A 21,720-nucleotide genomic window follows, 5' to 3' on the forward strand; every position below is an offset into this window, starting at 1 on the left:
TCCTGCAGCCCATCTCTACTCCGGACAACGCACTCAACACGCAAAGGCGGTCTCGTCAGTCCACTCAAGCCCGTCTTCCGCAAACCAATCGATGTGATCGCGGTAGAGCGTTCCAAAGTCCTGGTGGCGGGATTTGTCCATATCGTTTGTAAATTTGAGGAAATTAGTGAAATCAGCGCGGTATTGGATACTTTCGTGTTCCGCCAAAAACGTCAGCATGTATTGAGCTGACGCTATATTTTGTGGACGGCAGTTTCCTTCGAGATAAGATTGCAGCCGTTCGGCAGCAATTCTTCGCGCTGTTTTTGGCAAAACAAGCGCATTGAGATATTGCGGGCCCACCAAAAAATGGGTGTATCCATCAATGCCATTCTCGTCGCAGTATTTTAAAATGTCCGTGACGTGCAAGAGATTATATAATTGTACTGCTACGCTGAACGTTCTCACAACATTTGGAAGATCGGCGATCCGCGCAAGATTTTTTTCTATTTCCGACCAATGAGCTGGATAGCGGATGTATTCAAGATAAGGGCCTATGCCGTCGATGCTCGCGCACAAATGCACCTGCTTGAGTTGCGCCAGCTTCTCCAGGGTCGATTGCTTGAGAACGGTCATATTGGACACGATTTCGAACGTGACATGCGAGGCCGCGCCATTCACAATCAATAGATCGAGGATTTCTTCAAACTCTTTCACCAATAGCGGCTCGCCGCCTTGAAAAGTGATACATCTAAGCTGATCGGGTTCGCTTAGAATTTCCCCGAACATGACTTCCTTATTTGCCCACCATCCCTCATTGCAGGAGAATCTCGTTAAAGCACGTTCGTTGGAGGCTGCTCTCACCTCTGACGGCTTGCGCTCAAGCCACGCATCCAGCAGGGCTACCCCCAACGGGCGCCCACCAAATGCTTCAGCGCCCGAGATGAATTCGATTTCGATCTCCGGCTGATTGCCTAGTCCCGGGCGTTCGAAGCGCTCCGTCCAGTCGCCGGAAATCTCGCCGTGAAACTGCTCCAATCCATTTATACGAATGGACACCGAAGTTTTGTTTCGGTAGCCGCGGAGGGAGATGCCAATCGCACATATATCAGCGCCAGGTGGAACGGCCAGAGTCATTTTGCCCGCGCCATTCGTCCAACGCAGGCCGCCGAAGGCACCGCCTTCGTAGTCGTAAAAGCCCTGGTAGCCGACGCCAAAATGGGATCGGGGAGCAAAGTGTAAATTATTGCTCCGCCACCGTGCTACGTCCGGGTAAACCGCTGGCATCCATTTATTGTGAACGGGATCATTCTCGATTCGGGAGGAGTATTGGCTGGAACACATGCGGCAAGCCAAATTGCACAAATTGCCCATGTTGAGCTGAAGGACTTGGGGTCGAGATGCGACCTTCCATTCCTTGGTTCTAGCGTCTTCCAGAAACTCCTCAGGCGTCTTGTCGCTGGCTGCAAGCCAAACCGAGTTCTGCATGATCCGGCGGCTTTGGCCGACCGATGCTTCTTCGCGATAGCAACGCGCGCAAGCCGAAATCTCTTCTCCCGCGGCCATTCCGCGGCGAGCGTCCCGCATATACTTCGAGTTCCAAATGTCCTCGTAAGTTTCGGAATAGAGGGACATTGCGCGGCCGCCATCGGAGATGTCCTCGCCCGCGATGCAGCACATCTTAACCGTGCCATTCGGCGCAATTTGTAAATGGTTGAATGCAAGGACACAGAATGTGTCCTTGCCGCCAATTGCGGCCGCAGGGGTTTCGATACTCCGGCTTGACTCGAGCGCTTTCGGCGCGCGCTTCAGGCGCCGGAGAAGAAACCCAAAAAAGCTCTTGATGCTCATGGTATCCGGCCCAAGGAATTTAACCTGCGTCTACGACCTGAAAAGGAATTTTTACCCGACTTTCTTCCCACCCAACTTTCAACGTATTCGCGCCAGCACAGCAGCGATCTGCCAGATTGCTACGGCACGCCAGCGAACCGTCTCACGATAATACGCACCGAGTTGGAAGGTGGCGGAGCGCCGAGCTGAAAGCGCGCGCATGCTCATCCTCCGCCTCTGAGTGCACCGAATCTCACTTCATACATTTTCTAAACAGGGTCAAGTGGGGCCCTAAGTGCCCTGTTCCACACCGGTTCAGGGCACCAAATGCTTGGCGCCGCCCTGTCACATTGTGCCGATACCCTATATCCAGCCAAGCTTGCTGACGTGGCTGACGGCTCGGTATCCGGCACGAGGCGAGCTGCTGTCGATGTGCCGATTCTCGGCATATTGCCGCGCAATAATGTTTTTTTGATAAAGGCCGCAGGGGGAGGCTGCCTGAAATGACGTCTCCTAACCTACGAGAATGCCTCGACTCCGTCGGAAAAAATCGTAAGGTTCGGCGCCAAATTTAGGGAGAGAAGCATGTTTAAGTACGCTGTCGCGCTCGCGGTGGGACTGACCGTCCTGACCACGCACGCGCCGCTGGCCGCGACCGACAACAAACCGCCAGAAGAAGAAAAGACCGTCACGGTGGAGGGAGCCAACGCCGAGGAGGCGACCGTCGCAGCCACGAAATGGATCGACGACCACGGCGGGATTTTTGTGCATCGGATCATGCTTCGCAAGGATGGGGATAAAACCATTGCAAGCATTGTCTACGTAGAAAAATGGTAAGCTGCCGAGGCTTGTCCCCGATCGGCAATCGGCCAAACTCATCGCTGGCCGAGCGTCTTCTCGACGAGAGCCCGCTCTTTCTTCAACTGGCTTCTGATGTCGTCTCCGCCGCCAATCTTCGACCGCCGCTTGGTCAGGCAAAGACTTGCCCGCGCCGTGAAGTCAGGCTTGGAGGAGTTTCTTCTGGTCCGCGCGCTCGAGGATTTCGGTGAGCGCTTCCGAACCATCAAGCGGGAGTTCAACTTTATTCTCGACGTGGGCACGCCGTCGTCCCGGCTTGCCGCATGGCTTAAGAATGAGTTTCGACCCCACCTGCTCGTCAGAATGTCGCCGCTGGCCGAGACGGCCGGCGACGAGAATTTGTTGCGCTTGGTGGGCGACGAAGAAAACTTGCCGCTCGCGCCGGAATGTTTCGATCTGGCGGTATCGGCCCTCTCGCTGCAAAGTCTCAACGATCTTCCAGGCGGACTCCTGCAGATCCGCCGCGCGTTGAAGCCGGATGGTTTGTTTCTTGGTTGCCTTCTCGGCGGACGAAGCTTGCAGGAACTGCGAATGTCTTTGGCCGTGGCTGAAACCGAGATGAGCGGTGGCGTCAGTCCGCGCGTTGCGCCATTTGCCGATGTGCGCGATATGGGCGGCCTGCTGCAAAGAGCCGGTTTTGCGTTGCCGGTCGCCGATAGCGAACCGCTGACCGTGCGATATGAAAGCATGTTCGCTTTGATGGCGGATCTGCGCGCCATGGGAGTCACCAACGCGCTCGAAGCGCGATTGCGCAAACCGGTGCGGCGCGAACTGTTTTTGCGCGCTGCAGCCGCTTATGCGGAGCGCTTCTCCGATCCGGATGGACGCATAAGGGCGACTTTTGAGCTGATCTTTGTCTCCGGCTGGGCGCCGCACGAGAGTCAGCAAAAGCCTTTGGCGCCCGGATCCGCCAAGATGCGGCTCGCCGATGCGCTCGGGCGTAAGACGAACCCAGCGAAATGAAACCGCCCGAAGATCATAGCGCGCGACACGAGCTACTGAACAAGCTCCCAGGTGACCTGGACTTCGATATGTAACGTTAAAACACCGGGCTCAATGGGAATAACAGCGGAAGCCTCGCGCGGCGGAGCGGCCATCATTTTCGGGGCCATCGCGGCGGCTATGGGGTAGGGGGCCTGCGTCCCGATTTCGAGCACCCGTCCGAGCTTGAGGCCTAGCCCGTCGGCATAGCTGTTGGCTTTCCTTAGCGCGTCGCGGACGGCGTCCCCACGCAGCCCATCGTATTTCTGCTCTTTTTCAGCAAAGTCGAATTCAATGCCCTCGAAATTATTGGCGCCTTTGTCGATCAATTGTCGCGCCAGGGTGCCGGCCTTCGAAATGTCCTTGACCCGGATGCTCAAGCCATTGCGGGCGATGTAGCCGCGCAGACTTCTTTTGGTCAGGCGGCCATTTGAATCGCGACTCTCATCATAGACCGGCGAGAGGGTCACAGACACAGTTGCGACGTCCCGGGCGTCGATCCCTTGCGCCTTGATCTCGCCGATGATCGCCTGCGCGGCGCGGGCATTGTCGCGCGCCGCGTCGGCGGCGTTGGGCCGCTCGGTTTCAACTCCGAGCGATATGATCGCAATATTCGGGACCACCTCGGCATTAGCTCCCCCGCTCGTGGTGATGGAGGGGACCGAATTTTTTAAGGACACGTCCTGCGCGGAGGCGCAATGCGTCCCGATCGCCAGAATAAAAACGAAAGCGACGCCGGCCCATGGCGAGGGTAAAATCTTCCGCATGGAAAAACGCTCGATAGCCAACAGGAAAAGGCTCGCCGTCATTGGTGGAGGCTCGCGGCATCAGGGCGCATAATAGACATGCGGTTCGCCGGGCGGGCGCCATGCTTCGAGATCGCCGGCCAACCGGCGGAGCGGATGGGGCCGATAGCTCGAAAGGCGGGCCCATCGCAATCGGGCGGACAATGATACTTCGTCGGCGGTGTCCGGTCCCGGTCGGTCGGTTGAACCATTGAGCTTGATGACAAGGTCGCCAATTCCAAATTTATCTTTGGGGAAGTCCGCATCAGGACACGCTTCCTGACTATAGCGCGCGAGCTCATACTCATCGAAGGCCAGCCCGGCGCGCGCTGCCCCTTCCGCGATCCATAACAAGGCAGGGAGCGATACGCCGCCGTCCGCGCTGCCGCCGCCCACGCAGCCATGGCCGCCCGGAAACCAGACCTGCTGGTAAGGGCGGTTGGCATAGGCGAGGTCATTGGCATGCGCATTTTGATTGAGCGCCCCGATATTGTCCCAAAGGGCGGGCGCGAAGCTGTTGCGGCGTTCGTCGATCGAAACCGCATGACGGGCCGAGCGGACGAAGCGCGACAGGGTCGTATCGTGGAATTGATATTTGGCGTCCCATAGGGCCGCGAAAGGCACTTTGCGGGGCACTCCAAGAGACCCGACCGTATCCCACACCCCCAGATATTGAATCCAGGCGCATCTGTTTGTGGGACTTAAAGAGTTGGAATTCGCTGGGTCATAGGTCTTTCCTTCGACGAACGGTGTTTCCGGATGGCAATGATCTGCCCGAAACTGCGTCAAAGTAGTTTGGAACGCGGCTTTGGTTGCTTCGGAGGCTCCTTCGTGCGGACGGTTCCGGTAAAGAGCGGTTGCCTCATGGACAAGGTTCGCATCGTTTCTCTTGAGGATCCAAAGGTTCCGCAAGAGTCCTGCCAGGCTTCGAGCCGTATATGCGCCACGACTGAAACCAAAGATGAAAACGCGATCGCCGGGGTTATAGTTGAGACTTAAAATCTCGTAGGCACGGGCGATCTTCCGATCGAGCCCTTTACCCGTCACGCCGCCGACCAAACGGGTCGTGACCTCGGCGACGCCTTGGCCTACGCCGACGCCGTCGTCATAATAGACGAATTGAGTGTTTCCGCCGGCCGTTGCGGCACGGACCGCCCGGGCGAGCCTGCCGACATTCGTCGGATTTCGCTGGTTGAGATGTTGCCAGGTTCCGTCGCAGAAGATGGCGATGTTCTTGCCTGTTTCCGGCATTTCAAATCCCCCCTTGTTTGACTGCGGGCGCAAGCAAATCTGTCGACCGGCAGCCTGATCAATAATTGGCCCGCGCGTACGGGTAGAATTTTTAGCGGCGCGGGGAGCCGCATCGCTCAGGACGATGAGCGGAGCGCGGCGCCAGAACGCCCAAAAACCAACTTCAGCTTTACGAAACTATCCAAGGATCCGTGAGGGCGCAATCTGGACTTTATTCGGACTTGCCAGGATAACGAATCGCAATCCTGGAGAAATCCAAAAGGTCATGCTAATCCTATAATGATCATGTCCCATCTTGCCGAACCTCTTCCAACCTTCATCGAGGCCGTTCCCGGCCGCTCCCTTTCGCTCGCGGGCGCAACCCGGCGAGAGCTTGCGGTGGCGCTTGCCGGCGTAGGGGTGCCGGAGCGGGAAATCCGCATGCGCGTGGCGCAGCTCTGGCATTGGATTTATCATTCCGGCGCAACGTCCTTCGATTCCATGGCGAATGTCAGCAAGGTGATGCGCGGCAAGCTCGCCGAGCGATTCACGCTTGCGCGGCCCAAAATCGTCGCTGAACAGGTATCAAGCGATGGCACCCGGAAATGGCTGATCAGGCTCGATCCAAGCGACGCCCGCGACAAAGGCGCCGAGGTCGAATGCGTCTATATCCCTGAAAGCGATCGTGGCACTTTATGCGTTTCGAGCCAGGTGGGCTGTACGCTGAGCTGCTCATTCTGCCATACCGGAACGCAGAAGCTGGTGCGCAATCTGTCCACGGCGGAAATCATCGCCCAGCTCCTGATCGCGCGGGAAAGACTTGGCGATTTTCCGGGACTGTCGCCGCCCGAAAATGGTTTCGTCCCTGGCGATGGTCTGCGCGCGGTGTCGAATATTGTTTTCATGGGCATGGGGGAGCCTCTCTATAATTTCGACCATGTGCGAGACGCCGTCGCGGTAATGTCCGACGGCGACGGGTTGGCCTTGTCGAAACGCCGGATCACGATTTCGACGGCCGGTGTCGTGCCGCGCATGGAGGAACTTGGTCGCGAAACGGGCGCGATGCTCGCGATTTCCCTTCATGCCGTGCGCGATGATTTGCGCGATAGGCTTGTCCCGCTCAATAAGAAATATCCGATCAAGGATTTGCTCGCGGCCTGCCGGAGCTACCCAGGCGCCTCCAATGCGCGGCGCATCACCTTCGAATATGTCATGCTGAAGGACATCAATGATTCACCCGCCGACGCGCGGGAGCTGGTGCGGCTTCTCAAGGGCATCCCGGCCAAGATCAATCTCATTCCGTTTAATCCCTGGCCGGGCGCTCCTTATGAGTGTTCGTCGTGGGAGCGGATCGAAAAATTTTCCGACATCGTGTTCAATGCCGGCTATGCAAGCCCGGTGCGGACGCCGCGCGGGCGTGATATTCTGGCGGCCTGCGGCCAGTTGAAGAGCGAAACAGAAAAGCTGCGGGCGAGGGCGCGGCTCGCGCTTGAGTAGGCTCTCTCGGGATTGCCACTCTAGAGCGCTTCCCGATCAGATGGAATCATCTGATCGAAAAGGAATCGCTCAAGTTCAACGAGTAGGAGCATGTTCTGATCGAAAAAGTCGGTCAACTTTTTCGGAACATGCTCTAGCTCTTGATTCGCAGTCCCAGCAGCGCAAGCCCCGTCAGGCCCAAAGAAATTAAGGTGTTCCAGGCCGCGAGCGAAAGCCCGAAGACGTGCAGGGCCGCGGCATCGCACCGGGTGACCTTGACGGTCTGCAATTGCTTCAAGAAATCCCCGACCGAGGCAGCATGGTCGAGCGACCCGGTGCATTCCTTGGGGCCCGGCCAAAACCCCCATTCGACGCCCGAATGATAGGCTCCGAACATCGCGCTCCCGGCGAAAATCAGCGCGAGCGCGGCGAAAGCCGCGATCAGCGGAATTTTGGGTCCCTTCGCCGCGAACAGGACGGCGAGGGCCGCGATTGGAATTGCAACATAATAGGGGATGCGTTCCTTGAGGCAAAGCTCGCAAGGGGCATAGCCCAGGGCTTCGAAGATGAGCGCACCGACGATCGACAAAACCGCGATCGCAAGGATCGCAAGCGAGATGGCGAGGGGAGGTTTGAGGCGCATCGGTGCTAAATGACCTTTGCAGCGATCCAGAATCCCACGACGACGGCAAGTGCCAGGATAACCAGGAACCAGCCGAAATATTTGTCGAGAAGCCGCTTGATCGGTTCGCCATAATGGTTCAGCAGCACGGCGATCAGAAAAAACCGCGCGCCGCGCGTGACGAAAGACAAGGCAATGAAAAGCGGCAGGCTGTAGGCCAGAAGGCCGCTTGTGATGGTCACGATTTTGAAGGGTATCGGCGTCAATCCCTTGAACAGGATGACGGCCCAGCCCCAATGCGCATAGAGTGCGCGTAATTCATCGACCCGCGCGCCGTAACCGTAAACAGTGATAAGCCATTTGCCGACGGTCTCGAAAAGAAGCGCTCCAATTGCATAACCGAGCACCGCTCCTGCGACCGAGCCGACCGTGCAGATCAACGCATAGATCCAGGCGCGTGACGGCCTAGCGAGCGACATCGGGATGAGAATAGCATCGGGCGGAACCGGGAAAAACGAGCTCTCGGCAAATGCGATGATGCCCAGCGCCCATGGCGCTTGCGAGCTTTCCGCGAGGCTCAGGGTCCAACGATAAAGCTTTTGAAACATAGTCGATCATTCACCGGGTCAGGCATCGGCTGGGTGCGAATGCAACGCAAAAGGGAAGATGGCCCCTGCTTATACCCGAGTGGACCACAATTGAAAGTAGCGGAAGCGTGGGCTGTTTTTCGGTCCCGATCCGGTGGCTCAGACGATGGTGTCAATGACGCCATCCTCAACGCGAAGGGCCGGTGACAATGGCAGTTTTGCCGGAAAGATCGATGTGCGTGGGGCCTCCATGAGTCATCTGGATCATCAACAGTGGGGTGCGCGGGCGCACTTGCTTTGCCGGTGCGCCAGTAGGCTGAAATCAATCAGTTGTGCTATGACAGCCAAGTGTTCATTTGCCACCAAACCGCAATTTGCCCTATGGAAACGCCGGCGTGCGCCTTCTCTGGATTGGAACAATAGTGACGTTGAATCTCTGCGCTTCAGCGATTTCGGCCGACCCCGTCGTGAGACCGACCGGCACCCCGTGGCCGGACACATTGCTCGCGCGGGTTGAGGCGCTCGCCTTGATCGAGACCCTGAACGCGAAGCTTCTTGGCGCCCATACCGCGACGGAAGTTCTCGATAAATGGTGCGCCGATCACAAAATGGCGAGCGATCCCACGGTTCGGGCGCGGATTGTTGCCGGCGCCAAAAAGCCGGTCTCGGCGGAACAACGCGAGAGGCTTCAAATCGGCGCCGACGAGAAAGTCGCCTATCGGCGGGTCGAACTCACCTGCGGAGAGCATGTCCTGGTCGAGGCGGATAATTGGTATGTGCCGAGCCGGCTCAGCCCGGAAATCAATCATGTCCTGGAAACCACCGACACGCCGTTTGGCCGGGCGGTCCAGGCGGTGAAGCCCATTCGCCAGAATTTTGCGGTCGAAATCCTGTGGAAGCCACTTCCCGACGGGTGGGAGCTGGGGCCGAGCGCGGCGGACCGGCCGCATGAGAGCCTGACTATACCTTGGCAGTTATTCGAGCATCGAGCGCTCGTCTACGATAGCGCGCATCGGCCGTTTTCGGAAGTGAACGAGATTTACACCCGCGAAACCCTGGCTTTTGGCCCGCCGTGAGCCCTTCCGTATAGGAAACGCGATGGCCGGCGCGCAGACCAGCTTGCGGAGTCTGTCAAAGCTGCTTCACAGCCCCATCGGCGCCCGTGCTTTGCCGTTCTTGCGAAGCCTTGGGCGTCTTGCGACCGATGTTGTGTTCCCGCCGGCCTGTCTCAACTGCCGCCAATCCACGGATAGGGCAGGCGGGCTCTGCGCCGCGTGTTGGGCGCAAATGCGCTTTATTGAGCGGCCTTTTTGCGATCGGCTCGGCACGCCTTTCGCGGCCGATTTCGGCCATGACGGGCTTATCTCGCCCGAGGCGGTTGCCGATCCTCCGGTTTACGGGCGTGCCCGGGCTGTGGCGCTTTTCGAGGACGGCCCGGCGCGCCAATTGGTGCATCGGCTGAAATACGGCGATCGGATGGAACTCGCCAAGCCGCTCGGGGCTTGGATGGCGCGCGCGGGCCAGGAACTTTTGACCGAGGCAGACCTCCTTGTGCCGGTTCCCTTGCATCGCCGTCGTCTTGCCGCCCGCCGCTTCAATCAGGCGAATGCCTTGGCGCAGGCGATCTCGGCCGAATCGGGCGTGCCGGTCGATCCTTTCGTCCTCGCCCGGGTGAAGCCGACCCCTTCGCAGGTGGGACTGTCGCGCTCGCAACGGGCGCTCAACATGCAGGGCGCTTTTCGGGTGTCGGAGCCGCACGCCGCGCGGCTCGAAGGGCGGCGCATTGTCCTGATTGACGATGTCATGACTTCGGGCGCGACCGTCAACGCCGCTTCTCGCGCGCTTCTTCGCAGTGGCGCCAAACATGTCGATGTGTTGGTTTTTGCCCGCGCGGTTTAGTGGCCGTGGGAAGGGCCAGCCCTAACAGAAGCGTGGCGCGCGGGGGCGCGCCACGCGGAAGATATGCCGGTCTGTCGGTCAGCTAAAGCTTATGCCGCCGAGCGCCAATAGCCCGACAAGAACAACAAAAAAGCCAGCGATAATGGCGATCATTCCGGCCTTTCCATACAGGCGACCCGTAAAATACGCCGCTGCGCCGAAAAGGATGATCATCGCAATCAAAATGACAAGGCTGGCGCCGCTGCCCTCTACTCTATCGATCTGACCGGTTCCAATGGGATTCACAATAGCCATCGTCCACTCCCTTTTTTCCCGCTTATTGGTTTCAGTCGGCCCCCCTCCCTGAGCCAAAACTCTCTGCGTATGATCTACGCAGTCAGCCGACCGTCTCCCTGCAGGGTTAGTAGCTCACGGGGTCCATGCTGCGGGGCATGGTCGCACATCCTAGCAGAGAATTTTGCGCTTTCATAGAATCTTCAAAATCCACTGATCCAGATCAGACTCTTTTAAAATAATCGTCAGGAATCCCCGGTGGGTTCTTTGTTCAATGCTCTGATTTTAAAGGTGTTGTGCTCAAAAAATAGGCGATTGATGAGGACGATGCAGAGGCAGCCTGGGCTCGTCCTCAACCACGTTCGTTCGACCCCGCCCGATCGACGAAGGTTGAGGTTGTCGTCCCATCTGACTTCCCAACATCTCTGGCGCGCCGCGTCAAAATCGCTTGGCGGCGATTCGGAAAATAGCTCAGGCAGCTCTGGCAGCCAGGTCCGGGGCCACCTTGAAAGTCGCTTCAGTTTTCGCCTTGATCTCGTCCAAGGTCACCCCGTCGGCAAGTTCGATCAGAGTCATGCCGCCGTGTCCTTCCTTGTCGATCGAAAATACCGCCAGATCGGTGATGACAAGGTCGACCACGGCGGTGCCGGTGAGCGGCAGGCTGCAGTGATGCAGCAATTTCGGCTGGCCTTTCGCGGTGTGTTCCATGACGACCACGACCCGCTTGACGCCAGCGACGAGATCCATTGCGCCGCCCATCCCCTTCACCATCTTGCCCGGGATCATCCAATTGGCGAGATCTCCGCGCTCGGAGACCTCCATCGCGCCCAAAATGGCGAGATCGATGTGACCGCCGCGGATCATGCTGAAACTATCGGCCGAAGAGAAATAGCTCGTGGTCGGGAGTTCGGTGACGGTCTGTTTGCCCGCGTTGATAAGGTCTGCGTCCTCTTCTCCCTCGAACGGAAACGGCCCCATGCCGAGCATGCCGTTTTCGCTCTGCAGCTGCACATGCATTCCAGCCGGAATAAAATTCGACACAAGCGTGGGAATGCCGATCCCCAGATTGACGTAGAAACCGTCGTGCAATTCCTTGGCCGCGCGCTCCGCCATCTGATCCCTGTTCCAGGCCATTTGCTCTTCTCCTCAGGCGGCGACGCGCGGGCGCGTCGTGTGTTTTTCGATGAGTTTGGTGATGTTGGGAGTGTGGATGATGCGGTGAACGAAAATCCCCGGCGTATGGATGCAATCGGGATCGATTTCCCCTGGCGCAACGAGATTCTCGACCTGTGCGACAGTTATTTTTCCGGCGCTTGCCATCATCGGGTTAAAGTTACGCGCGGTCTTGCGATAGACGAGGTTGCCTTCCGTATCGCCCATATAAGCATGGACGATCGCAACATCCGCGACGAGGCCACGCTCCATGACATAAGTGGCGCCATCGAATTCACGCAGCTCCTTGCCGTCCGCGATCACGGTTCCAACGCCGGTCTTCGTGAAAAAAGCCGGAATGCCGGCCCCGCCGGCCCGAATCCGCTCGGCGAGCGTTCCTTGTGGATTAAATTCCAGTTCGAGTTCACCGGAAAGATACTGGCGCTCGAAAAGCTTGTTCTCGCCGACATAAGACGAAACCATTTTTTTGATTTGCCGGGTCTCAAGAAGAAGCCCCAGGCCCGCCCCGTCGATGCCGGCATTGTTCGAGATCACGGTCAAATCCTTGACCCCCAAATCGCGGAGGGCCTCGATAAGGACATGGGGAATTCCGCAAAGGCCGAACCCGCCGGACATCAGGACCATTCCGTCCCTCACGATATCGGTAAGGGCCGCTCTGCCATCGGGGAAAACTTTATTCATGGTCGACCTCGCTGCGGCCCTCGCTTCCCGCTGGCCGGACTTAACTCTGCCATTTACCACGCTTCTCCGACCGCTGGCCGGGGTGCGGTAGCTGAAGTGCTTCTATCGGGTTGGAACCGCCGTAGTCTATATCCCAAGCAATGATTTTGCCAGGGCGGAGCAGGGGCCCCGCAGATTGCTCGGTTTTTTGAGGGCGTGTGATGGATCTCGGCTTGCCGAGCTTATCCGCCGGCCTTTTTTGGGCGGTTGCGAGACAATTCGGCTTTGCCGACATCAAAGGGCGGGCTTGGCCGCCGTGACCAGCGTGTTCACTCCATCCCGTCCACGAACCTCAACCGGCTTGAACCCGAGTTTTTCCATCAGCGCGAGGGAGGGGCCCAACCGCATGATGTGATCGGGCGATTCATCGCTGAAGAGATGGATGATCCATTGCTCCAGCAGATCCACCCGGTTGAGGGCCGAAAAAACTTGAAAATAATGGCGTATTTCATCCTGGGTCAGGCGCGTGTGTTGGGCGGTATCGTCGAGGCCATAGCGGTCCCCATTCACAAAAATGCCGCCAGGCCGCAGCACCCGAAAAATCTCGGCGAGGACGCGGACGCGATAGGCTTCGATGAAATTGTGCAGCGAATAGGCCGAAGCGACCAGATCGATACTTTCCGCCGGAAGGAATTGGAGGGCCGCGAGCGCATCCGCTTCGACCAGCCGCACCCGCCCTCGATCCATGAATGCCGACAAAGCGACGCGGGCTTGGTCCAGCATGGTCGGCTCGTTATCGACGGCAGTGATGATCAGATCCGCGCGGGATCGAAGCAGGGCCTCTGTGGTTCTGCCCGTGCCGCACCCGATCTCAAGCACGTTCAGCGCGCCCGTCTTCGATGGCGGCAAGCTCGCGACATAATCTCCAACGCATTGGCTCATCGCCGCTACGGCAGGGCAGATCAGATCGAGCAGTTGATATTCTTGGCCGATCGGACCGGAAAAAAGCCGTTCGACCTGGTCGTCTGCCGTGCTACCCGCGGCGATGCTCTGGCGCGTCAATGAGAATGTCCTGATAATATTGCGCCAGAGTCCGCGAACCCGATTGCGTCAATATCTGGATGGCTGAGTTCTGCGGCTCAATTACATCGCGTGCTTGTCGTTATGCATGGAAGCTCCCTCCGGTGCTGCGTCTTCCTTGGGCGCGGTATCATCCGGCTCGACCATGAAGTGGATCGGCACGCTGTGAAGCTTTTCGAAGATAAGAGTGCCATCGACCATCGAGTCTTCGGTCAATGCCTTGGTAATTTTGTTGAACCTGATTTGATAGGTGCTGGGGCTGAGTTCGATGCTGCCGTGCGGTTTGATCAAAAGCCCGTGCTCGACGACCTTGGAACTGAATTTGCCGTCTTTTTCGGTGATTTGATAAATAACGCCATCACCCGCTCCGTCGAGCGTCGCGCCCAGCAATGTCTCCGGCTCGTCGCCTTCGTTCTTGATTTCGATGACGCAAGCGTAAGTGCTCGGCGCGCCGGCGTCTACCATGCGAACCCAGGGGTGCCCGATCTTCAAATGGCCAACAGTCTCTTGATGCGCCAAGGCAGGCATAGCCCCAGCAGTTGCTAGGGCTGTTACGAAAGCAAACAGGGAAAACGACAATCTCATGGGTTTCCTCCAGCGTTTTTTAATGAGGTTATTTCTTGATTTGAACTAAGCACGAAATGGCAAAGCCGGGCAAGAATTGGTCGCCCTGCCGCGTTCGGATCAATTCAAGTTGATGGATGAGTCCCTGGAATCCCGAGCTGTTTCTCGGTCAAGGCAAGGGCGGCTGCGACAACTTGATCCATGTTGTCGTAGCGAATTCGGCCCCGGTAAAATACAGATTGGGCGGCTCTGTGGGCTAGGTGGGGACGTTGCAATCAGCTCCCGCGAGACGCATCAGATATTTTCCATAGCCCGACTTGCCATATTGATTCGCGTTCTCGATCAAACGATCGCGGCCGATGAAACCTTTATAGTAAGCGACTTCCTCCGGGCATGAGATCTTCAGGCCCTGACGACGCTCGAGAATCTCCACATATTTGCCTGCTTCCAGCAAACTATCGTGGGTTCCGGTGTCGAGCCATGCGAAGCCACGGCCCATGATCTCGACCGCTAGCTGTCCGCGTTCCATGTAGATCCGGTTAACATCCGTGATTTCGAGTTCGCCGCGCCCGGAGGGCTTCAAGGAGGCAGCGATGTCCAGCACGTTGTTGTCATAAAAATAAAGCCCAGTCACCGCTAGACTCGAGCGCGGCTTTGCCGGCTTTTCCTCGATTGAAATTGCCCGCCCGCGCCCGTCAATTTCGACAACGCCGTATCTTTCCGGATCCGCGACAACATAACCAAAAACGGTCGCGCCTGAGGGACTGGCCTGGGCCGACAGCAAAAGGTCCGGCAAGCCATGGCCATAGAAGATATTGTCGCCCAAGATCAATGCGACGTGATCATTGCCGACAAAATCGCGGCCGATCGTAAAGGCTTCCGCGAGCCCGCGTGGCTGATCCTGCGTCGCGAAACTGAGATGGATTCCGAGATTGCTCCCGTCGCCAAGCAGTTGCCTGAAAAGACCTTGGTCCTGCGGCGTCGTGATGATCAGAATATCGCGAATACCGGCCATCATCAGCGTAGATAATGGATAATAGATCATTGGCTTGTCGTAGACCGGCAATAATTGCTTTGAAACGACCAATGTCAGCGGGTAGAGCCGCGTGCCCGATCCGCCCGCCAATATAATTCCCTTCATCTTTCCGCCCGGCTTTCTTCGAGAAGCATTTCGACCGTCTCCTGCGCTCGTGTTTGCCAATCAGGCGCGCGATAGCCGAAGGTCGTATTGAAAAGGCGGCTATCGAGTTCGGAATTGGCGGGGCGCCGGGCCGGGGTTGGATATTCAACGCTCGCAATCGGTATCACTTGCGGCCGGCTCCCCGTCGCTTGCGCCTGAGCCTCGACGATGACGTTCGCGAGACCGCACCACGTGGTAACGCCCGTGCCCGCGAAATGATAGGTGCCGGGGGCATGGGCTCCGCTCGCCCAGGCACGGTCGATGGCGAAGATAGCTTCCGCCAAATCTTGGGTTGAAGTGGGACAGCCGTGTTGATCCGCGACGATACGCAGTTCCGGGCGTTCGCGCGCGAGTCGCAGGATTGTTTTGAGAAAATTCGCCCCAAAGCGGCCGTAAACCCAGGCCGTCCGCAGGATGAAATGGCGTTCGTTTTCGGTCCGAACCCGAGCCTCGCCCTCGGCCTTCGTCGCTCCATAGATGTTGATGGGAGCGATCGGATCCGTTTCCACGTAAGGGCCAGCTTTCGTCCCGTCAAAAACATAATCCGTCGAAATATGGATTATGGGCAAACGCTGCGCGGCAGCAGCGCGGGCGACAACTCCCGCGCCGACGACATTGGCGGCGTAGGCTGCTTCTTGCTCGGATTCCGCTTTGTCCACTGCGGTATAGGCGGCCGCGTTTAGGACGATACGGGGCTTCACCGAGGCGATCGCGGCCTCGACGGCAGAGGCATTGGCTATATCGGCCTGCTCGCGCGTAAAACCGGCGACCTCGATTTTTTTGGTCTTCGCAAGTGCCATCACTTCGCGCCCGAGCTGACCTCCAGCTCCGAAAACGAGGATTGGTCCGCTCATGCGAAGGTTCCAAGCCGTTCGCCCCGATAGAGGCCCGAGCGGATCCGGTTCCACCATTGTGGATTGTCGAGATACCATTGAACGGTCTTGCGGAGGCCGGTGTCGAAAGACTCGCGCGGCTCCCAATTGAGCTCGCGCTTGATCTTGCCCGCGTCTATCGCGTAACGCCGATCATGTCCCGGGCGGTCGGAAACAAATTCAATCAGCTCTTCGCGCGGTTTGCCCGAGGAAGCCGGCGCCAATTCGTCCATGAGTCGGCAGATGTGGCGCACCACCTCCAGATTGGTTTTCTCGCTCGCTCCGCCGACATTGTAGCTTTCGCCGGTCGTTCCCGACATCGCGATCTGAATGAGAGCCCTGGCGTGATCCTCGACATACAGCCAATCGCGGATATTGCCGCCATCGCCATACACGGGAATGGGCTTGCCCTCGAGCGCGTTTAAAATCGCCAGCGGAATGAGCTTCTCAGGAAAATGATAGGGCCCATAGTTGTTGGAACAATTGGAGCTGACTACAGGCATGCCATAGGTATGATGCCAAGCCCGCACCAAATGATCGGAGGCAGCCTTGGAGGCTGAATAGGGTGAGTTCGGCTGATAGGGGCTCGTTTCTAGAAATAGGCCTTGCTCGCCAAGCGAGCCAAACACTTCGTCGGTGGAGACATGATGAAAGCGAAACCGCGCTTGTTCGATCCGGTTGAGGTTCTGCCAATGGTGGCGTGCAGTTTGAAGGAGCACGTAAGTGCCCATGACGTTGGTTTCGATAAAAGCGCCTGGCCCATCGATGGATCGATCGACATGGCTTTCAGCGGCAAGATGCAGGACGATGTCAGGGCGAAAATTTTCGAAAATTGGCCGTATCGCCCGCGCATCGCAAATGTCGGCCTGTTCAAACGCATAGCGCGGATCGGCAGCGACGCTGGTGAGATTATCGAGATTTCCGGCGTATGTTAGCTTGTCGACGACGCAAACCTCATGGGGCGTTTCCGTGATCAAATATCGGACCACCGCCGAGCCGATGAAGCCTGCACCTCCTGTGACGAAAAAACGTCTGCTCATGTTTTTATCAAACATCAAAAGGTGAAACAAAGGCTTTGAAAAAGGGGAGATCGGCGTCCTTTTTGGAGATCACGACATTTGCCGGTTCGACAGGCCACGAGATCGCCAAATCCGGATCGTCCCAGCGAAGGCCAGCATCGCAGGAAGGCGCGTAATAACTATCGACTTTGTAGGCGACCTGCGTATCTGGCTCAAGCGTACAAAATCCATGCGCAAAGCCGCGCGGCACGAAGAGCTGCTCGCCTCCGTCCGCGGTCAAGGTTGCCGAGCACCATTGGCCGTAACTAGGACTGGCCGGGCGTAAATCCACAGCCACATCGAAAATCGCGCCGTGCAGCACGCGCACCAATTTTGTTTGAGCCGCCGGAGGGCGTTGAAAATGAAGGCCCCTCACGGTTCCGGCTTTGCGCGAAAGCGACTGATTATCTTGTATGAAAATAGCGTCGATGCCGATCTCAGCGTAACTCTGCGCGTTGAAAGTTTCGACGAAATATCCACGTTCGTCGCTAAACTTCTTTGGATGAAGCAAGGCTACACCATCGAGTTTAAGGGCTTTCACTTCCAACGACATTTGCAACAGCTTCCCCGGCCATCGGCCATGATGCGGTAATGAATATCACATACGGCTGCGTCAACAGCCTTTCGAAGCAGATGGAGATGAAGCGAGAAACGCGTCGCACATCAGTTGCATTACAGGACCAATCTACCACTTTTACTCTGCATATCAATAACACGACAAAATTTGCCGCACCTCGATGAGGCAGCGGCAGGCCCTACGCTCAGTTTGTGACAAGCATTATAAGTCAGGCCGTACTTGCCTTAGCCTGCGGCTTCGCATGGCGCAGAAGATATTCTTCCAAGGAAGAGCCGGCGCGTTCCCATGTAAATTGGCGTATGTTGTTCGTCCCACGCTCTTGAATGGCACGCCGCAATTCGACGTCATCGGTAACAGCGATCAAGTTTGCGAGCATTTTCGCGCGGTCGCCTGGAGCGCTGAGGAGAGCTGTATCTCGGTCGGTAGCATAATCCCGGAAGCCGCCGATATCGGTGCCGACGAACACACATCCGCAGGCCATGGCCTCGGCAGGTGGCAAGGCCCACCCTTCTTCCCTGCTGGCTCCGAGATAGACAGCGTGCTTGTTGTATATTTCCCTGACCAGAAAATCCTGGTCTGGATTTTGATAATACGTGATCCAGTCGGGGACCTCAGCTCCGCGCGCCATGGCGCCGAACATCGTGACCGGAACGTCCGGGTATTTCTGGTGGAACATCGTCAGAACGGCCAGCGCGTCGGGTACGCCCTTCATTTTCTGAATATGGTACATCGAGACTATGCTCATGGGCCGTTGCGCCGGCGGCTCCGTGATCAAGAATTTTCCAAAATCGATTCCATTCGGAATGTGTTGGATATTTGAAGCACCGAGTTGTGCGCCGACGTCCGCAAGCCATTTGGATATGACAATCTTGAACAGGGGCAGGCGCCAAGTCGCGTCGACCGCCTCTTTAGGTCCAGCCCATGTTTCGTAATGCTGGATCAGGTAAAATTTGGCGCCCTTTTTTGCTCCGAGCGCTGCGACGGGTGCCGCCGTCTGCCAACCGGTTGCAACGATTGCATCCGCGTCGGATAAATTGGCGTCCGTAAAATTGGGCACGAGCCTCAGCCGAATCCGCGGATTGAATCGATGCCAAGACACCAACGGACGATGCAGCAGACGAATCCTCAGAGCCCAAAGCCATCGTTTCAGGAATTCAACCGGCGACCATGACCCGTCATCGGGCCGCGGACCTCGCATGTAGACAATATTGACCTCGTGGCCGCGGCGGGCGAGAAAATCGGCATATTCGTAAACGACACGGTATCCTCCGATCGGTTCGGGACGATAATCGGGGAGCACGAGGGTTACGCGAAGAGGCGTCATCATAGAGTTCTCCCCCGACGCAGTGGCAGCACGCGGAGAGCGAAACGCCGAAACGCATCTTTATCTTCGTCAGTCCAAAACTTTAGCAACGTCAGGGCTCCGAAAAAGACGCCCAGGTATAGCAAACCTGTAGCGGTGACCAGTGAGAGTTCAAACCATCGGCTGAGCGAGTATCCGACGGGAAAGGCGAGTTCTATGAGCCAGACTGCGAGGCAGGCGACGCCCGTCGAGAAAACTAATTTCCAGATCCAAACGCCAATGGATCGCGACCATGGGAATTTGAAAACGTGGTGAAACAGAACCAAGAAATAGAGGGAACCAATGATGTTCCCGATGATCGTACCCACAAGAATACCGGCGATGCCGAACGGCTTGGCTAGGACGACGGTGATTATGACATTCAGCACCGATGAAACCCAGGCGTAATAGGTTTCATAACGAGGTAGCCCGGCGCCCCTGACAATCGTCGTGCCAGCGCCGGTTAAGTTATTGAGAGCGAAAGAAATTGACAAAGCTATGGTGACATACGCGGCCTCTGGGTTGGGCTTGCCCAGCCAAACCGTCAGGATATGACCGGCCGCAATGGAAACGAAGCCGGTAATCATCATCGTGATGAGCATCAGGTATCGCGACGTATGGGTATAGAAAACTTCTATACTGTTTGGATCGTTTTTTATTCTTATACTCGATGCGGCGGGCATAACGGCCGAAAGCAATTGAAAGGGGAGGACTCGGTTGAGCGCCGCCAGACGATTGCCGAGCTGATAAAATGCAACGGTTTCCAAGTTGACGAAGGCCGCGATGATCAGCTTGTCGGCTTCAAGGTTTATGAGTGCCGAGAGGCCGTTGAGCTGCATCCATCCCCCAAACGCGAACAGCTTGCGGACTAGCGAAATGGGAATTTTGCGGGGGTCGGAGAAGACGCGCGGTTCGCGGCGGACAACGATTAGAAAAGTTGAGACGCCATTCACAAACAACTGCAAGTAAACGAGCATAATGGCAGCAATTACCGTAGGATATAATGGTATAATAATAAATACAGAGATCCCATATATGATTTGGCCGACTAGGCCAATAGAGGCGGTTATGTCCATCCGGTGCAAAGACACGAGCCTTGCAGAGAAGATACCGCTAATTCCAGATAGAATAAAGTATAAAAACATTGATATAATACAGATACGCGCTAAATCCTGCATATCGCTATTTACGGATAATAAATTGCTTAGAGTCGGCGCCAAATAATAAACAATGGGAGTGAAGACGACACCAAGTAATAGGTAAAAAAGGGTCGCGAATGTCGTGACTTGGCGTACGGCCAAAGGGTCATCGCGTTCCGAAAATTCCGTGAAGTGCTTGATCAGGCCGGGGCCAATGCCAAAGTCGAGCAATCCGGCATAGGCCGCCAGGGAGCCAAGGATCGCAAACAGGCCGAATTGTTCCGAGCCCAAATGATTGAACAGGATCGGCGCAGTGAAGAAACCGATCAATAAAGATGCAATTCGAGCCCAGGTCCCAACCGCCGTGTTAATAATGATTCTGCGGGTCCTGAAATCCAAACTGTCATCTCCATTGACTCCACAGTCGCGGGGTGCCGCGGGTAGCTGCGGATGCTATCAACCTAAAGCGGTGTAAGGGGGCTGCCTTGGCAAGGATAAGGAATCGGAGGGCGGTTCACGCGGTTTCCTTGTAGTGAAGTAGAGGCCGTAAAACCAGCGCCCAGGCGCAGTCCTTCACGAGCGCGTGGAACCCCAGGCCACCGGATTCGAAGGGTTTGTAAGCGTCTCTTTTCAGGAGCTTCACAAAGATCGAGATTTGCTTGGTGACCGGCGGTGATCCGTGCAGAGCGGCGCGCAGCTCATAGACCTTTGCAAGGCCTTCCCACCGGCGGCTCGACAGTTCCGCCTGCCGCGCAAGGGCGGCGTCCGGCAACCTTGCCGCCGCCAGCGAAAGAATTCTTGCGCGTTCACTCGCCATCCCCTGATGGATCAGCAGGTCGTCCCGGGAAAGGGCTATCTTGCGCTTAAACATCGACAATCGGGTCGATTTTTTTGCACCGAACAAGTTAGCCCCGTGTTGCCGGTAGCTCGCGAGCGGTTCAGCCAGTGCAACGGTTTTCCCGAAGCTGGAGGCCAAAAAATACACCCATCGGTCGTGGGCGAGCAGGCCCTCTTTCTTGTGATTGTCGAGACCGCGTGAAGCAGGGTCTATGAGGCTAAGCAAAGACCTTTCGAAGACTTCCGTAAAGCCGAAGAAACCGCCCCAGGGAGGAAGCGTTAAAGGCTGCCAAACTTTCGTGTTTCGGATTTTTTGGGAAAAGAACCCAATGTTGTTTGAGTCTTCGTCAATCAAGTCGGCGGGGTGGGCACACAGCAACGCTTTTTCGGCCTTGAGTGCCGCCGTGCAGCGCTCCAGTTTTTGCGGATACCAGATGTCATCCTGGTCGCAGAAGGCAATATATCTGCCCGTTGCCAAGGCCGTGGCCGTGAGAAAGTTTTCGCCATATCCGAGGCGCTGCGGATTTCGACGGATTCTTACGGGAAACGGCGCTCTTTGCGCAAAAGCTTCGACGATCGAAAGCGTGCCATCGGTCGATCCATCGTCAGACACGATCAGCTCAACCGGCGGCAAAGTCTGCGCAGCTAAACTTTCGAGCTGAGCTGCGACGTGCTTTTCCCCGTTGAACGTCGCCATGACAATAGAAACGTCTTGTGC

Annotated in this window: 22 protein-coding genes; 5 read left to right on the forward strand and 17 right to left on the reverse strand. The window is 56.9% G+C overall.

Translation table 11 applies throughout. From position 1 onward, the window contains the following. Nucleotides 1-33 precede the first annotated feature (33 nt). The gene (locus CU048_15550; protein ID QBR72465.1) at nucleotides 34-1,830 is read right to left on the reverse strand and encodes a hypothetical protein; all 1,797 of its coding nucleotides are present in this window, start codon (nucleotides 1,828-1,830) and stop codon (nucleotides 34-36) included. Between the two features lie 564 nt (nucleotides 1,831-2,394). Between CU048_15550 and CU048_15555 the strand changes: the two genes are divergently transcribed. Both CU048_15555 and CU048_15560 read left to right on the forward strand, forming a co-directional pair. Beyond that, nucleotides 2,395-2,646 carry a hypothetical protein gene (locus tag CU048_15555; protein QBR72466.1) on the forward strand — a complete coding sequence of 84 codons (252 nt, stop codon included), beginning with the start codon at nucleotides 2,395-2,397 and terminating at the stop codon, nucleotides 2,644-2,646. Between the two features lie 96 nt (nucleotides 2,647-2,742). Beyond that, a complete protein-coding gene (locus CU048_15560) occupies nucleotides 2,743-3,630 on the forward strand; it encodes an SAM-dependent methyltransferase (protein QBR72467.1) in 888 nt (295 codons plus the stop codon). A 32-nt stretch (nucleotides 3,631-3,662) separates the two neighbouring features. Here CU048_15560 and CU048_15565 read toward each other — a convergent pair whose 3' ends face one another. After that, complete coding sequence (locus CU048_15565) at nucleotides 3,663-4,415, reverse strand: SIMPL domain-containing protein (GenBank protein QBR72979.1); 753 nt, start codon at nucleotides 4,413-4,415, stop codon at nucleotides 3,663-3,665. A 60-nt stretch (nucleotides 4,416-4,475) separates the two neighbouring features. Then, nucleotides 4,476-5,684 (reverse strand): hypothetical protein, encoded by a 1,209-nt coding sequence (locus CU048_15570; protein ID QBR72468.1) that lies wholly within the window; start codon nucleotides 5,682-5,684, stop codon nucleotides 4,476-4,478. A gap of 279 nt (nucleotides 5,685-5,963) precedes the next feature. On the opposite strand from CU048_15570, the gene rlmN reads away from it, so the two are divergent. Then, on the forward strand, nucleotides 5,964-7,160 hold the full coding sequence (gene rlmN, locus CU048_15575; GenBank protein ID QBR72469.1) for a 23S rRNA (adenine(2503)-C(2))-methyltransferase RlmN: 1,197 nt from the start codon (nucleotides 5,964-5,966) through the stop codon (nucleotides 7,158-7,160). Between the two features lie 133 nt (nucleotides 7,161-7,293). On the opposite strand, the gene CU048_15580 is transcribed toward rlmN, so the two are convergent. Further along, nucleotides 7,294-7,782, reverse strand: coding sequence for a disulfide bond formation protein B (locus tag CU048_15580; GenBank protein ID QBR72470.1), 489 nt, complete (start codon nucleotides 7,780-7,782; stop codon nucleotides 7,294-7,296). A gap of 5 nt (nucleotides 7,783-7,787) precedes the next feature. Beyond that, nucleotides 7,788-8,369 (reverse strand): cytochrome B, encoded by a 582-nt coding sequence (locus tag CU048_15585; protein ID QBR72471.1) that lies wholly within the window; start codon nucleotides 8,367-8,369, stop codon nucleotides 7,788-7,790. Nucleotides 8,370-8,722: 353 nt separating this feature from the next. Here CU048_15585 and CU048_15590 point away from each other — a divergent pair, with 353 nt between their 5' ends. Both CU048_15590 and CU048_15595 read left to right on the forward strand, forming a co-directional pair. Further along, complete coding sequence (locus CU048_15590; protein QBR72472.1) at nucleotides 8,723-9,424, forward strand: hypothetical protein; 702 nt, start codon at nucleotides 8,723-8,725, stop codon at nucleotides 9,422-9,424. 22 nt (nucleotides 9,425-9,446) lie between these two features. After that, nucleotides 9,447-10,247, forward strand: a complete 801-nt coding sequence (locus CU048_15595) for an amidophosphoribosyltransferase (GenBank protein ID QBR72473.1) — start codon at nucleotides 9,447-9,449, stop codon at nucleotides 10,245-10,247. Between the two features lie 78 nt (nucleotides 10,248-10,325). On the opposite strand, the gene CU048_15600 is transcribed toward CU048_15595, so the two are convergent. The 12 genes from CU048_15600 to CU048_15655 all read right to left on the reverse strand — a co-directional run bounded on the left by CU048_15600 (nucleotide 10,326) and on the right by CU048_15655 (nucleotide 21,699). Next, nucleotides 10,326-10,541: a hypothetical protein gene (locus tag CU048_15600; GenBank protein ID QBR72474.1), complete on the reverse strand. Its 216-nt coding sequence runs from the start codon at nucleotides 10,539-10,541 to the stop codon at nucleotides 10,326-10,328. Nucleotides 10,542-10,991: 450 nt separating this feature from the next. Continuing rightward, nucleotides 10,992-11,654, reverse strand: a complete 663-nt coding sequence (locus CU048_15605) for a succinyl-CoA--3-ketoacid-CoA transferase (protein QBR72475.1) — start codon at nucleotides 11,652-11,654, stop codon at nucleotides 10,992-10,994. Nucleotides 11,655-11,666: 12 nt separating this feature from the next. Continuing rightward, nucleotides 11,667-12,374 carry a succinyl-CoA--3-ketoacid-CoA transferase gene (locus CU048_15610; protein ID QBR72476.1) on the reverse strand — a complete coding sequence of 236 codons (708 nt, stop codon included), beginning with the start codon at nucleotides 12,372-12,374 and terminating at the stop codon, nucleotides 11,667-11,669. 273 nt (nucleotides 12,375-12,647) lie between these two features. Further along, on the reverse strand, nucleotides 12,648-13,415 hold the full coding sequence (locus CU048_15615; GenBank protein QBR72477.1) for an SAM-dependent methyltransferase: 768 nt from the start codon (nucleotides 13,413-13,415) through the stop codon (nucleotides 12,648-12,650). Nucleotides 13,416-13,496: 81 nt separating this feature from the next. After that, entirely contained in the window at nucleotides 13,497-14,018 is a 522-nt protein-coding gene (locus CU048_15620; protein QBR72478.1) for a hypothetical protein, read from the reverse strand. A 235-nt stretch (nucleotides 14,019-14,253) separates the two neighbouring features. Continuing rightward, nucleotides 14,254-15,138 carry a glucose-1-phosphate thymidylyltransferase gene (gene rfbA / locus CU048_15625; GenBank protein QBR72479.1) on the reverse strand — a complete coding sequence of 295 codons (885 nt, stop codon included), beginning with the start codon at nucleotides 15,136-15,138 and terminating at the stop codon, nucleotides 14,254-14,256. Continuing rightward, complete coding sequence (gene rfbD, locus CU048_15630) at nucleotides 15,135-16,031, reverse strand: dTDP-4-dehydrorhamnose reductase (protein QBR72480.1); 897 nt, start codon at nucleotides 16,029-16,031, stop codon at nucleotides 15,135-15,137. The genes rfbA and rfbD overlap by 4 nt, the downstream gene beginning before the upstream one ends. Then, entirely contained in the window at nucleotides 16,028-17,089 is a 1,062-nt protein-coding gene (gene rfbB, locus CU048_15635) for a dTDP-glucose 4,6-dehydratase (protein QBR72980.1), read from the reverse strand. The genes rfbD and rfbB overlap by 4 nt, the downstream gene beginning before the upstream one ends. 7 nt (nucleotides 17,090-17,096) lie before the next feature. Then, entirely contained in the window at nucleotides 17,097-17,660 is a 564-nt protein-coding gene (gene rfbC / locus CU048_15640; GenBank protein ID QBR72481.1) for a dTDP-4-dehydrorhamnose 3,5-epimerase, read from the reverse strand. A 232-nt stretch (nucleotides 17,661-17,892) separates the two neighbouring features. After that, nucleotides 17,893-19,011 (reverse strand): glycosyl transferase family 1, encoded by a 1,119-nt coding sequence (locus CU048_15645; GenBank protein ID QBR72482.1) that lies wholly within the window; start codon nucleotides 19,009-19,011, stop codon nucleotides 17,893-17,895. After that, nucleotides 19,008-20,564, reverse strand: a complete 1,557-nt coding sequence (locus tag CU048_15650) for a hypothetical protein (GenBank protein ID QBR72483.1) — start codon at nucleotides 20,562-20,564, stop codon at nucleotides 19,008-19,010. The genes CU048_15645 and CU048_15650 overlap by 4 nt, the downstream gene beginning before the upstream one ends. 115 nt (nucleotides 20,565-20,679) lie before the next feature. Further along, on the reverse strand, nucleotides 20,680-21,699 hold the full coding sequence (locus CU048_15655) for a hypothetical protein (GenBank protein QBR72484.1): 1,020 nt from the start codon (nucleotides 21,697-21,699) through the stop codon (nucleotides 20,680-20,682). Nucleotides 21,700-21,720: the final 21 nt, after the last annotated feature.

It is taken from the genome of Beijerinckiaceae bacterium, from assembly GCA_004564215.1.
Classification (GTDB): domain Bacteria; phylum Pseudomonadota; class Alphaproteobacteria; order Rhizobiales; family Beijerinckiaceae; genus Methylocapsa.

What these genes read in the sequence shown, in the direction of transcription:
- CU048_15550 (QBR72465.1), bottom strand. Translation starts at nt 1,830, where the DNA reads ATGAGCATCAAGAGCTTTTTTGGGTTTCTTCTCCGGCGCCTGAAGCGC.
- CU048_15555 (QBR72466.1), top strand. Translation starts at nt 2,395, where the DNA reads ATGTTTAAGTACGCTGTCGCGCTCGCGGTGGGACTGACCGTCCTGACC.
- CU048_15560 (QBR72467.1), top strand. Translation starts at nt 2,743, where the DNA reads ATGTCGTCTCCGCCGCCAATCTTCGACCGCCGCTTGGTCAGGCAAAGA.
- CU048_15565 (QBR72979.1), bottom strand. Translation starts at nt 4,415, where the DNA reads ATGCGGAAGATTTTACCCTCGCCATGGGCCGGCGTCGCTTTCGTTTTT.
- CU048_15570 (QBR72468.1), bottom strand. Translation starts at nt 5,684, where the DNA reads ATGCCGGAAACAGGCAAGAACATCGCCATCTTCTGCGACGGAACCTGG.
- rlmN (QBR72469.1), top strand. Translation starts at nt 5,964, where the DNA reads ATGATCATGTCCCATCTTGCCGAACCTCTTCCAACCTTCATCGAGGCC.
- CU048_15580 (QBR72470.1), bottom strand. Translation starts at nt 7,782, where the DNA reads ATGCGCCTCAAACCTCCCCTCGCCATCTCGCTTGCGATCCTTGCGATC.
- CU048_15585 (QBR72471.1), bottom strand. Translation starts at nt 8,369, where the DNA reads ATGTTTCAAAAGCTTTATCGTTGGACCCTGAGCCTCGCGGAAAGCTCG.
- CU048_15595 (QBR72473.1), top strand. Translation starts at nt 9,447, where the DNA reads ATGGCCGGCGCGCAGACCAGCTTGCGGAGTCTGTCAAAGCTGCTTCAC.
- CU048_15600 (QBR72474.1), bottom strand. Translation starts at nt 10,541, where the DNA reads ATGGCTATTGTGAATCCCATTGGAACCGGTCAGATCGATAGAGTAGAG.
- CU048_15605 (QBR72475.1), bottom strand. Translation starts at nt 11,654, where the DNA reads ATGGCCTGGAACAGGGATCAGATGGCGGAGCGCGCGGCCAAGGAATTG.
- CU048_15610 (QBR72476.1), bottom strand. Translation starts at nt 12,374, where the DNA reads ATGAATAAAGTTTTCCCCGATGGCAGAGCGGCCCTTACCGATATCGTG.
- CU048_15620 (QBR72478.1), bottom strand. Translation starts at nt 14,018, where the DNA reads ATGAGATTGTCGTTTTCCCTGTTTGCTTTCGTAACAGCCCTAGCAACT.
- rfbA (QBR72479.1), bottom strand. Translation starts at nt 15,138, where the DNA reads ATGAAGGGAATTATATTGGCGGGCGGATCGGGCACGCGGCTCTACCCG.
- rfbD (QBR72480.1), bottom strand. Translation starts at nt 16,031, where the DNA reads ATGAGCGGACCAATCCTCGTTTTCGGAGCTGGAGGTCAGCTCGGGCGC.
- rfbB (QBR72980.1), bottom strand. Translation starts at nt 17,089, where the DNA reads ATGAGCAGACGTTTTTTCGTCACAGGAGGTGCAGGCTTCATCGGCTCG.
- rfbC (QBR72481.1), bottom strand. Translation starts at nt 17,660, where the DNA reads ATGTCGTTGGAAGTGAAAGCCCTTAAACTCGATGGTGTAGCCTTGCTT.
- CU048_15645 (QBR72482.1), bottom strand. Translation starts at nt 19,011, where the DNA reads ATGATGACGCCTCTTCGCGTAACCCTCGTGCTCCCCGATTATCGTCCC.
- CU048_15655 (QBR72484.1), bottom strand. Translation starts at nt 21,699, where the DNA reads ATGGCGACGTTCAACGGGGAAAAGCACGTCGCAGCTCAGCTCGAAAGT.